An 11694-nucleotide genomic window follows, 5' to 3' on the forward strand; every position below is an offset into this window, starting at 1 on the left:
CGTGCACGTTGTCGCGGGGAGCAGCATTGCTTCCTATGCTTTCCCGCGCGCATCCTGCTAAATTCGACTCGTTGGGGAGCAATGCGATCCGAGCGATCGCACTCCTGGAGCAACGTCACCTCTCGGTGAGCTGACGAGGGCGGGCCGAGCGACTGTTCAACCAGCCCCGTCGAGATGATCGAGATCGTCGAAGCCGGCGACGATATCGGCATTGCGGATGCGCTCCAGCGTGTCCTCAAAGCTCTCGTTGGGACTGCCCGGCTGAATGTGCTGGCGAATAGCATCGTAACGTTTGCGGGCAGCAACGCGCGACACCGAACGTGTCAAATGGAGGCGTACTGCCAAACTGTCGGGACTATCACAGCCTTCGCGTACGACCCCGCTTAATGTAGCCAAGACGGTGGAGACGGGTGTCTCGTCTCCGGCGGCGCGTAACCGCGCTGCGAGCAGGCGTCCAGGAAGGCCCGCTAAAAACGCAAGATCGGGTACGAGCCGTGACGCAAACTGGCGGGCATTCTTGCACTGCTTGAGATTTGTGCTGCGTCCGAGAAATGCCTTTTCGAGCTCGCATAGTGGCGCCCCTGACATCCAAATCGGCCAAAGTTTACGCAGCAAGAACAAAGCATATTTTCCGCGCGCCTCGTCATCGGCTAGTTTTTTATAGGGCGTGCCGAACATCTCTTCTAGGCTCTCAGGTCGCACGAGACTGAGCAACTGGCTCGGATGCGCGTCGAGCCAATCGAGCAGCGCCACCACTGCCTCGAGAGCCGTTCCGGAAAAGGCGCCGGCATCGAGCCGTTCGACGATCTGCTGAAGCAACTCGATAGAGAGTCCGGTTGCGCCAGATACCTGTTTGATCCAGCGGTCAGATTCAGGCAGCTCGAGAGTGGCTCGTGCGGCTAGAGCCGAGGCAACCCTTGTGCTCAGCCATTCGGCATCAGCGGCAACTAGGGCGCGGTAGGCGCCGAAGCTCCTGTTGAGCAACACCACAGCGGGATCGCCTTCGGCCCCGGCGATTGCCAGCGGCAGCTTGCTCAAGAGATAGGCTGAGGCGCCGGTCTGAGTGATGCCGTCGTGAATGCGGTCGAGCACCACCTTCAGCGGATCATCAATGACGAGACATTGGTCGGCCTGCTCGAAGATTGCCTGCAGCTCCATCCAATGCCCATTAATCTGGTTATTCTGATCGTCGAAGTCGATGACCTTGCTGGGCACAAGCAAGACGAAACCCTGCGCACCTTCGCCGGCGCGTCCTGCACGTCCTGCGGCGTTCAATAGCTCATGTGCCTCAAGCTTCTGCATCTTGTCGGCCTGTGGATCGAACCGGCTGTCCCCCGAGATAATGACAACTTCGCTCGGCAGGTTCATGCCCTGAGCAAGCGTCGAGGTCGCGAAAAGCACCTTGATCCCGTCCGGACGGCGAAAGAGGCTTTCGTGCAGTTCGCGTTCCTCGCGCAGTAGCAGCGCATGATGGCTGGCGGTCCCAGTCCTAAGCGTGCCATCAGCGGCAAGCTTCATGTAGCAGTAACCAGCTCCGCCCATCTCCTCTTCGGCAAGGGTGCGCCATTTTTGCTCTTCCTCTGTAAGCGTGATCTGGCTAGCGGCGACGCGGGCCGGGTAATCCTTGACACAGCTCTCACAAAAGACAGTGGTCTGGACAAACACCAATGTCTTCATGCCCGCAATCGCTGCAGCGGCGGCAATTGCGCCACTTGTCTGGTTGCCGTTGGGGGTGAGGTACCAGTTACCGCGCTTAGACCGGCCGGCCGACAGTAAGCGGCCGTCGCCGAGGAGCTGCAGCAGAGCATAGTCGCTGCGGTCGGTGGTCGACCAGGTCTGCAGGAGGCTGAACAAACCGAAGGGCTGCGCCAGCAACGCATCATTTACAGAGACAGGCGGCTTGTCGTGATCGGGATAGTCGATGCGGGCCTGAGCCAGGATAGCTTTGAGCGTTTTAATCTGCTCGGCGGGATAAACGACGCAACCCCGCACCTGCCGCGTTGGCTTCCAGCTCAGGTCCAGTGTCAGGCATTGGCGGCCGGTTATGTACTGAATCCAGCCGGCAATCTCCTGCGTGTTCTTCATCATAGCAGAAAGCAGCAGCAAATCGGCGTGAGGGGCGAGGCGCGTAAGGTTGAGCACGGCGAGCATCGCATCAAGCCCGCGCCTGCTTCGATCATCGTCGCGCGAATGAAGCAAATGGCATTCGTCGAAGACGATCAGACCGAGATCCGTGAACGCATCGGGATCGACCGACAGCAGCATCAGGCAGCGCTCGGGGGTCATGACGGTGACTTCGCCGAGCACGACGACATCACCAATGCCGACATCCTCGTCGACGTCGGCAAGAATACTGTAGTCCTGGAACGTGCCCTTCAGTGATCGCTGGGTCTGCCCAACGAGCGCATGTGTGGGCGCGAGGAAGATTACGCGCTCGCCGCGCAGCAACGCGGTGGCGATCTTAAGCTCGGCGAGCGTCGACTTGCCGCCACCGGTCGGAAAGCTGATTGCCGATGAGACGCCCTGTTCTAAATAGCCTTTCGCAACCGCTTCGCGGTGGTTGCGCCAGAGATAGGGTCGCTGCCGGGCCATGCGGCGGAGCGTTTGCCACCAGCCGTTGTCATCGACCCCGCCCGGCGTCGGAATACGACTCAGAGCAGTTCCGAGCAGGTCGCCCTCTAGCCCGAGCAGTAGGTTGGCGAGGTGCAAAGGACCGGGATAGAGGCTGAGCAGCGTCTCGCCGGCCACGCCGGCGCCATCGATCGGTTCGCTTGCTAGGGCGCGCACCTGCACAAACAGCTCGCTCGCGGGCACCACGCCGCCCACCTCGGGCGCGACGTCGACGCGCAGGCGCAGCTGCCGCGCGAGACTGGTGATGCCGCGCAGAAGCAGCAGGCGGAGCGCATCGAGAGCGCGGAAGCCGAGATCGTCGCCATTGACATCAATCTCAGGCTCGTCGGTATCGACGATCTCGCCGAGCCGACCTTGGGCAAGATTGCGGATCGCGCGCAACAGGTCTTGCTCGATCGGCCCGGCGTCCGGTGCAGGCACAATGCGCTTGGCGGCTTCGGCCGCATCGGCATGCGCTTCCGCCAGAAGAAAAAGCAATGTGGCGCAAACGTCAGAGCTGACCAACGCCGTGTCGACTTGGCTGGGGGTGTGGTCTCCGCGTAGCGATAGGGAGACGGCTTGGTGTGCTGAAGCCGCGACGAAGGCCGCCGAGGCACGGTTTTCGCGGTCGGGCAGCAAGGCGGCATAGGTCTCGTGGGCGGCAGCGATGCGGCGAAGCTCGGCGACGGTTGCCAGAAACGCTTCATCGTCCGCTTCGGCGGTAGCGCCGCGCAAGCGAATGCGCGCCGAGACTATGTCGGCAAATGCCTCTGTCAGCCGCTTCGGCAGATTTTCGAGATCGAGCCCCTCGAGTGGAGGCGCCGCCCGGATCAGTGCCGCGGTCGTCGGATCAAACATTGGCGATGGCCTTAATCTTGACGATCACGCGCGCGGCGAAGCTTGCCATCCAGCTGCGCATCGCGGGAAGGTATATGGTGTCGGCTCGGCGGCGGGCGGCAGCGCCCGGCGCGGAGTCGTCGAAGCCCTTGAACAGCTTCGCGCGGGCGTCGGCATTGTTATGGGTGTCACCAATGGTGATGCTGACGCGATAGCGCCTGGCATCGTGCCAAAGTGTGTTGGCGATCGCTGTATCGAGGTCGAACTCGGGATCGGCGGCGGCACGCGCGTCGAGCATCGCGCTCACTTCCTGGCTGAGTTCATTCAACCGCTCGCCCTTTTCGAGCGCGACAATGCCCGGCCAGACATCATCGCGGATGGTGTCTCTGGCCTTGTCTGTTGCCTTGTCCTCGAAGACGACAACCGCCGTGACCGCAGTGCCAGCTTCGTTCAATTCTAGCTGCATCCCGTCGAAGCCTTTGTCGGCCTTACGAATATGCGGCATCCGGGTGAGCGAGGCAGAAGGCTGCTGGTGCGCGGCGATCCACGATATCGCTTGGAACAGCCAGCCGTCCCTGTGCCAGGGATCTTCGCCCTCGGCCAAGGTCAGCTGCTTGATCGCTGCATACGCCTGCTCGGCATTGGCAGCGGGACCTGGCACGCCCGCACCGCTCAGGATCTTGGCGACGTGGCGATACTGGCCGAGCACGATGCGTGCGACACGCTCGGCGAGCACGTCTTCATCGTCGATGGTCCAAGCCCAGCCGTAGCAGAGTTCTCCATGATCTATTGGGACGAGCGTCAGGGTCATGGCGTGCTCGCCAGTGGCGCCGCACACTGCTTAGTCTCGCGTCGGATCATTCGTTGCCGGCAGCCTTTGTTCCCGAAGCCACGCCCTTGAAGACAGAGAGCGAAGACACTTGGTCAAGCATCGAGCACATGTTGTTTGGACTATCGAAATTGAAGCCCATGCATTTCTGGTCCACGGCGCAAGCGGTCACGCAACTGGCATAATTACTGGGCTCGTTCGAATAGGAATCGCCCACGACAACCGTATTCTTGTAGAAGACGAGGCTGGAATATTGGACCTTGCTCGCGACCGCGGGCTTTGCCGCCATGGCAGCGTCCGGAGCTCTTACCAGGATCGAGGCATCGCCTTTTAGGAAGCACGCGGAGTGCTTCTTGTCATAGGTGATGGCCTGACATTGATCGTCACCTTCGCATCTGGTCTGGCATTGGTCGAATGAGAGGTTCATGAGCGGCATTCCTGGAAGGTCGAAGCCCATCGCGTCCCAACCATCTTGCGCGATGAGCTTCTTGGCCGCTTCGGCTCGTCCAGATGGGGGCTCGAAGTCTGCGGGGTTGAAAGCCTTGCCGTCGAGCCACGCACATTTCGATGCAAGTTCCCTGGCGGAATCGTCGTCCAATCCAACTGATGCGAGTGTCGCTGGTGGCGCGATGGGAGCTTGGGGCGTGGCTGTTGGCGTCACCCGGTTTACAAGGTCTGTGTTGACATCAACGCCGTTGACGAGCCGACGGGTGTAGCACCACGCCCGATCCCAAGTGGGATCGTTCTCTTCGGTGAAATAGTGCCCCGATGTAAGCGTCCAGTGAGCACCCCGGAAGTCGACCTCCTTCGTGAGGAACTTGTTGAAATCCTCAGTCACCTTATCAGGCTTGTTGGGCAGCGGTGCCGATGGAGGATCGGCCGGCTTTGCTTCCTTAGGTGGATTGGTTCGCTCCGACTTGGGTTGTGTGGTCGTGTCGGACGGATCGAGTCTGTCGGTGCGCTTCTCGATCGCCTTATTAGGCGCGACAGGCGGTCTGATCTCACGCCCGAAGAACAATGCTGCTCCGTAACCAATGCCGACAGCAGCAACCGCCACGGCTGCGCCCGTCATCATCCTGCGGAAGGCATTAGCACGGGCCATCCTGTCGTAGGCTGCAGCTTCAGCCTCCAAAGTGGGAATGGCCGCTTGCTTGACGACCAGGTCGACCGCCTTTTCGAGGAGTGCAGTATTATGCCGGACCAGCACGTTTGCGACCGCCCTTAGCTGCTACCTTGACGAGACCCACGACCTCGGCCGGCAAATCCTCGTTCAGTGCTTTGCGCAGCGCGTCTGGATCGTCGGTGAGGACTGGAACATAGAGGATCTCCTTCACCACTTTTTCGACGGGGACCTCGACGCGCTTTTCCACCTCCCTGTCCACGGGCACTTCGACCGGCACTTTGACCGTTCGCACTCGCTGCCAGCGCCATCTTAGAAGCAGGCGCCTGATCAGACGTGATAACGGGTTCTCGGAACGAGATTCAGCCTGTGCAGCGATGCGCTGCAGACCGAGAGCCACCATCGCGGTGATCGGTCCGGCAAGGCCGGCGATGACCGCAAGCGAACCAAACCAAATGGCCGCTATCTTTCCTGCCTCGCCCTCGCTTACCTGTTCAGGCTTCTCGCCGTACCATCGCGCTGCAATTCGCCGGATCTGATCAGTCCGAGCCAGCGGGATTCGCCTCTTCTCAAGCTCGTTAAGCTGCTTTGCTATCTCGTCGCGTCTCGCCTGATTTGCTGCCACTACCTTTCCTTCGGCCGCTTCGGCGCTCTGCGCCGCGGACAGGTCTTCTCGCGCTTGAGAAAGCCGCCGCTCCCAATCGGTCGAAATCTCGTCCAGTGACTTCTCCAGATCCGCACGCCGATTTTGCAGCACCTGCTTCTGTCCATCGGTCATCTTGGGGCTTTGCAGCCTCAGCCGGTCGAACTCAACGCGCGTTGCGGCGATCTGCTGATCAAGGTCCTGGATCTGTGGCTCGTACTTTGCCTCCGTCTTCGTGCGTGGATTGGCGAGCTTTCCGATCTCGTCTTCCCAGTGCTTTGCCGATGCCGTGTCGCCGCTTTCCCTGGCGTCTTTGATCCGTTCGACGTAACTGTCCCTTTGTCGCTCAAATTCCTCGACCGCTTGCTTGACCCTGGTGTCTCTTTCAGCGACCAGGTCCGTGCGCCTTTGCTCCTGGTCCTTAAGCTGTTCCCTTGCCTTTGCCGCCTCGGGCGTCAGTGCCGTTGTTGCCTGCAGTTCCGCGTCGACATCGCCGATGCGCGCTTGAGTTTCCTTTCGCGCATTGTCGGCAAGCGTGCCAACCTCCTCGAGATCGGCCTTTGCTTTGGCAACCTGATCCGTCTGTTTTGCCGCTTCGTCCGAGGCGGTCAGCTTTGCGTTTTCCCGGGTGAGAGTGTCAATCTCGTCAGCGATCTCCTCGTATTGCAGTTCACGAAGGGTGCCTGCCCGCTCCAGGCCAAGCAGCACGGTTTCGAAAGTGATACCAGCAAGCAGGAGCAGGAAGATCAACAGCACAGGCTTCCAGAACCAGGAGGCGCTGTACAGAAGCGTTGCGATCGGGATTTTGGTGAGTTCGGCAATCGAAACAATGAAGAACGGAGCGCTCGCCAGAACCAAGTCCATTGCCGTGGCGGATTGGCTGGCTTCGAAAGCTTGGACTCCCAAAGCCAAGCCAGTGGCCAATCCGATGATAGATGCTGTAATCTCAAGCGCCCAGGCACCACGGTATGTCCACTGGCCGTAACTGGCCAGTTTTTGGCTCATGCTTGCGTTCACCCGGCGCCCCCGCCTTTTTACTTTCCCATTTTACCCTGCCACCTATTTGCTGCGCTTGCATCAGGAAATTTCTGAAATGGGACGAGACGGTCAAGAAGTTAGGAATATCGTTACTATCCTCCAAGGGGCTTTGTTCCCATCGAATAAGTCGGAAGCAGCGCCATGAAACATGGCACCTCCCAGCCGCTTTTCACCTACCAAGACCGTCTAGCAGCTTGACGGTGCGTCCTAGCTTAGGCAGCACGATAAATCATGGCCAAGAAATCAATTTCTGCTGCCCGCCAGCTTTTCCCCGCAATTGCCAATGCCTTGCTTGACCTCCCTCCAACTCGCGCAGGGTTCGAGGGCTTTGTCGCTGCGCTGATCGATGCCGCGACAGGCGGTCGTCTCGCTCTAATGTCGTCGGGCGACCAAGCTGGCGTGGACGGAGTGACACTCTCTCCGGGGTTCGCGCCGCGCCGGGCAATGCAAGCAAAAAGGTATGCAGAAGGCACTGCTTTGGATCAAAGTCATCTACTCGGCGAGATGGATCGGGCGGAGCAGCGGTTTGCAGGCTTGGACTGCTGGGTGCTCGCCTCAACAAAGACAATTCACGGGAAAGAACAAGAGGAACTGAAGAGCCATGCCGAGCGCAAGGGCTGGGGGCTGGTCGTCCTTGACTGGTCGTTGTTAGCCGGCCTCCCGCGTCTTGCTATTTTGTGCGCCGCACATAGGAAAATCACTGATTGCTACCTAACCGACGTGGCTGCTCGGGCGGAGCTCTCGGCGCTGACCAAAACCAACGGATATCAAGGCGCATTAAAGGCGTTAGTGCGTGACCTGGCTGCTGCTGACGTGGGGTTTGAGCCTGCGCGTGAGGCTGCCGCTTCCCAGATGGATGCCATATTCTCGGATCGTTTTACAGCTCGGAAGCTGGCTGGCGCTTCTCCCACGTTCCTCTCCCAGGCCCCGCCCGTTGTTCGTGCTAACGTGGATCGAGTCATTTCCGAGTGGTGGAGCAATGGCCGAACTGCTCTCGCACTTCTTGGCGATGAAGGAGCTGGCAAGACCTGGGCCGCTCTGATGGCCATGCGCACTCTCGGCGCCATCGCTGGCGGACCTATAACAGTCGTCATCCCGTCCGATACGGCTGCAAAAGCAAATGACGGATTGACTGCAGTAATCGAAGCCCTCGCGGAAATCGCAAAGAGGGCCGGCTCGTGGATCCAGGATCCGCTGGGGTTTTGGAGCAGACGGCTCCGCCTGTGGACGCAAGGGCGGACTGATGGCGGCCCTCAGCCTAGACTTTTGGTATTGGTTGATGGTCTCGACGAACTGGACCCGTTCAACTGGGATAGATGGTTTGCGTCGCTGCTGGAAGCGAGGATGGCGGGACTTGTCCGCATCATCGTCGCCTGCCGACGCGACGATTGGCAACGCTGGGCCAAACTCAATGATCTTCAGACGGATCAATTGCACGAATTTTCGGTTCCGCATTTCCAACCCGGCGAACGGGACGAGTTTCTTAGAAACCATAAAGTTGATATCAGCCAGGTCTCTAAACAGGTTTTGGAAGCCGCACTCCATCCCCGCACCGCCTTTCATGTGACTAGACTCGGTACTGAGATCGGCGATTTCAAGCGTATTACCCGTGAATTGATCCTCTTGCGAGATTTCCAAAACCGATACGAATTGAAGCGCGGGCCGCTCGATCCGGATGCATTCAAGAACATCGTAATTCGGATGGCTCGCGAAGCCGAAGCTGCAGTTCTCGCGCACAAACCGTTTACCGCAAGTGCAAGGAACGTGATCGACCACGCGGTCGAGGTCACAGGTCACGAGCCGGAAACGATGCGTCGAGTACTTAGCGAGCTGATCTCTGGCGGGTGGGTCCAACGGAGCCCAGGGTCGCCGCACGACCTAACCTTCACTGATAAGGCTCTGCCACTCGCTGTGGGCCTTGCACTGGCTAACGAAATCCAGTCGAGGCCGGTCGAGGTGGCACTGGGAGAAGTAAGCCGCCTGCTCCAACCTTGGGAAGCTGACGATCTCATCGAGCCGGTCCTCAGGACATGTGCGACTGTCTTGATTACACAGGGCGCCTCCCTTGATCTTTGTCGCGACATCCTTCGACGTTGGGGCAGCCGTCAGTTCCACAGTCTTGCAGCGCAGGACTTCTGGCGCCGTCTACATGTCTTCAGGCCAGAGCTCTTCCTCGAATTGCTCGAGACGGGGGCGACTGGATCGGGCTGGCTTGGTGAATGGGGCGTGGCCTCGCTGTGGGAGGATCAGCCCGAGTGCGTCGACTTGGTGGAAGCCCGTCTCCAACAATGGCTGACGCGGATCGGTTTGCCGCGGCATCGGACTCATTCCGATGCCAAGTTCGAAGCGTTCACAAATCGCGAGCGCTCGCGTCAGCTTCGCCGACTGAAGGCATTAGAGAGACGCGGTGAGGATGGATGGCTTGATCTACTGGGAACAGAGGTCGAGCCGAAAGTCGCGCCCTTCTACCGCGCCGTTCGCACGATTGGCTTTCTACCCCGTGCCTCTTTCGTCCCAAGCATCGTCGCTTGGGCAATCTCCGTGGCTGTCTCGGGACGACCTTACGGAGTTCGGGAGATCGCAGCGCTATTGCGCGATAACCCCTTCGATTGGAAGACTACGGTGGACGCAATCGCCAATACAGCAGGCGCCCTGATCGCTCTGAATAGCGGACTTGGCCGATCGGCGGCGGCTTTGTTGCTTGAAGCGACAGGTCGTCCGGAAGACGCAATCAGGGCAACCGAACTCCGACCTGGATTAGCGGCCCAGTTACCGAAGCCTCTGCTCTTGATCGACGGCGGTGAACTGTTTTTTGGGCCCGCTGCGCGCGGAAGTGATCGAGCACTTGCTGCCAGTCTCGTGGACTTCGCGGCTAATCCGGATCTTGCTCTGTCCGGTACTGTTCGTGCGGAGTTCGACCGGATTCTTTCAAACCTCGATGCAGGCGACATCGGAGGCTGGCTCGACGGCGAACGCCCCTTGATTGTAGCGCCTCTGCGATGGGCGCAGGACGAAGCGCTGGCCAAAATCAAAGCTTTCATCGACGCGGGGCCTCCAGAGACAGGCGCCACCGCTGGGCTGGATTTCGCGACAGTAGCGCAAAAAGTCTTTCCAGTTCTCTCATCGTCTCAGACGTCCCAGGCTGCGGATCGCATCGAGTCCCAAGGAACAGAGCGCGGCAACGCGAATCTAATCGCTCTTCGAATGCTGCCTCTCTCCTTTTCCAATCAGCTAGCTTTGCTGACCACACAGGACATGGCCTCATGGCCACACGGCGTCGACACGCTCCTTCGAGAACCTACTGTCGAAGAATATCTAGAACAGATCGACACCCTGGATTTCGCGGGCCCTACCGAGCCGTTGAAAACCAAGCTGCATCTTTTGTCGAAGATCAATGAGCGCTACAGGCCAGAGTGCGAGGCAAGGAAGGTTGACTGGTCACAGGCGTTCACGCATGCGGACAATGATATAAGGACACTCTCGCTCGATTTGGCTGACGCCATCGGGGGCCAGCGGGCCTCGCGGCAGCTAGCCGCCACTGGGTGGAGTTCTCAAGACCTCCCCCCCATCCCAGCTTATGAGGGCTCCTCCGTCCTCGGAGCGCTACCCGACGTCGAACTCCTGCCGCTAGGCTCTCGCCTGAACGGAGAGTACTGCTTGCGTCTCCTCCACCAACGGCCAGGCCTTCGCGCCGCTGCCGAAGCAGGTATCTGGCGCTGGATTGCGGCCACCCTCGAGACAGCCCGCACGAGTCATTCGATTGGCGGCACTTGGTGCCACTACGGCAAACGCGATGAAGCCTTTGCCGAATTCGTCGCCCACGACGGCGAAAAAGTATATCAAGTCCTTGCTAAGGTCTGGGCGGACCATAGCCTCAGAAACAACTTGCTTTACGGAGACTGGGACGGGCCGGGCTGGCCGCTCCTGAAGGCATTAGCTCCTCAACAGCCTAACTTCGTGAAACAGATCTGGCGAGAAGCGGTCACACATGGGCGCGGCTTCTCCTCCTCTTTGACCAGCAGCTTTCCAACTGACCTCCCACCCGGCCCGGATTTTGACGATGTGAGGCTGGAAATGTTGGAGGCGGTCCATACGGACGAGGGGTTGTTTGGGTACGTGCGCGCACTTCAACGCAAAGGCCATCTTGGCTTTGTGAAGGATCTAGTCGCCGAACGGTTTAATGGCGAGAAGCCCTATGATCGCGCTTGGGCCATGACGCTGGCGGGCTTTTTAATTCCCACGGATGGGGCTGAGGCGATATGGCGCGAGCATCTGTCGCGATCGCCCGCCGGAGGCTGGCTTGCCCAAGTCTACGAGACCTCGCGCAGATCATTCGACTCGGCGCTACACATGCGCCATTGGTGTTCAAAGCTTGTAGAGGCCGTCTCCGAGGAGGACGCCTGGTGCGCTTTCCGTTTGGCTCAACTCAATGCAGATGATCGCTATGCCGACTTGATGGGGGGGCCGCCGTTTTTATTCAAGAACAAGGATAGTCGGGTCAGTTGGTTGAACTTTCTTGCGTCGGAAGGACACGACGCACGAAAAAAGGTTCGGCAGGCCCTTGGGAATACATGGCTCAGAGGCCCTCGCTATCAGGATACGATTAACGGGCGTTGA

The 11694-nt window shown here is 59.5% G+C and carries 5 protein-coding genes; 1 reads left to right on the plus strand and 4 read right to left on the minus strand.

Annotated elements, in window-relative coordinates:
• Nucleotides 1–156 precede the first annotated feature (156 nt).
• From EN862_RS31865 to EN862_RS31880, 4 genes are read right to left on the minus strand one after another with little or no spacing between them, the layout of a single operon-like run.
• Nucleotides 157–3468: a DEAD/DEAH box helicase gene (locus tag EN862_RS31865; protein ID WP_127868245.1), complete on the minus strand. Its 3312-nt coding sequence runs from the start codon at nt 3466–3468 to the stop codon at nt 157–159.
• Nucleotides 3461–4258, minus strand: coding sequence for a hypothetical protein (locus EN862_RS31870; protein WP_127868246.1), 798 nt, complete (start codon nt 4256–4258; stop codon nt 3461–3463). The genes EN862_RS31865 and EN862_RS31870 overlap by 8 nt, the downstream gene beginning before the upstream one ends.
• Nucleotides 4259–4304: 46 nt before the next feature.
• A complete protein-coding gene (locus tag EN862_RS31875; protein WP_127868247.1) occupies nt 4305–5483 on the minus strand; it encodes a PAN domain-containing protein in 1179 nt (392 codons plus the stop codon).
• A complete protein-coding gene (locus EN862_RS31880; protein WP_127868248.1) occupies nt 5467–7044 on the minus strand; it encodes a hypothetical protein in 1578 nt (525 codons plus the stop codon). The genes EN862_RS31875 and EN862_RS31880 overlap by 17 nt, the downstream gene beginning before the upstream one ends.
• 264 nt (nt 7045–7308) lie before the next feature.
• Between EN862_RS31880 and EN862_RS31885 the strand changes: the two genes are divergently transcribed.
• A complete protein-coding gene (locus EN862_RS31885) occupies nt 7309–11694 on the plus strand; it encodes a hypothetical protein (protein ID WP_127868249.1) in 4386 nt (1461 codons plus the stop codon).

The organism is Mesorhizobium sp. M2E.F.Ca.ET.219.01.1.1, from assembly GCF_004016445.2.
In the GTDB taxonomy this organism is placed as follows: Bacteria; Pseudomonadota; Alphaproteobacteria; order Rhizobiales; family Rhizobiaceae; genus Mesorhizobium.

What these genes read in the sequence shown, in the direction of transcription:
- EN862_RS31865 (WP_127868245.1), bottom strand. Translation starts at nt 3,468, where the DNA reads ATGTTTGATCCGACGACCGCGGCACTGATCCGGGCGGCGCCTCCACTC.
- EN862_RS31870 (WP_127868246.1), bottom strand. Translation starts at nt 4,258, where the DNA reads ATGACCCTGACGCTCGTCCCAATAGATCATGGAGAACTCTGCTACGGC.
- EN862_RS31880 (WP_127868248.1), bottom strand. Translation starts at nt 7,044, where the DNA reads ATGAGCCAAAAACTGGCCAGTTACGGCCAGTGGACATACCGTGGTGCC.
- EN862_RS31885 (WP_127868249.1), top strand. Translation starts at nt 7,309, where the DNA reads ATGGCCAAGAAATCAATTTCTGCTGCCCGCCAGCTTTTCCCCGCAATT.